The following is a 332-nucleotide window of genomic DNA, read 5'->3' as shown; positions in this document are numbered from 1 at the left end:
GTAGCTGGTGCTTCTTTTAGCAACGACGCGTGTAAAGCTACCTCTAAGCTGCTAACATCCATATCAGGCAAACTTTATCCGGCAGCGAAGGCTATAAATCCAGAATATCCCCCATCCGTAATAAAAGTGGCGTCAGCCACACCATCCCCGTCGAGGGTTTTGTCTGAAGCGGGCGGAGCAACCACAACATATCTAATGAGAATCGGATAAGCGCGCGTGCCAAGCGGCTTAGAAAGATGTGGCTCTACGCCGCAGCCTGCGAGTTAAGCCTCGATAGGATTTTTCTTTGCTTCGTTTCTTTTCATCCTTGAAAAGAAATGATGAAAAAGGAA

At 47.6% G+C, this 332-nt stretch carries 1 protein-coding gene; it reads left to right on the top strand.

All coding sequences use genetic code 11. The annotated features are described in order from the left end of the window. Nucleotides 1-210: hypothetical protein (locus L990_RS20470; RefSeq protein ID WP_231562300.1), on the top strand; the 210-nt coding region annotated here is incomplete at its 5' end. Nucleotides 211-332: the final 122 nt, after the last annotated feature.

Origin of the sequence: Alistipes sp. ZOR0009 (assembly GCF_000798815.1) — a bacterium.
Classification (GTDB): Bacteria; Bacteroidota; Bacteroidia; order Bacteroidales; family ZOR0009; genus Acetobacteroides.
The sequence above is the reverse complement of the archived record's forward strand: the minus strand, read 5'-3'. Positions and strand labels throughout refer to the sequence as shown.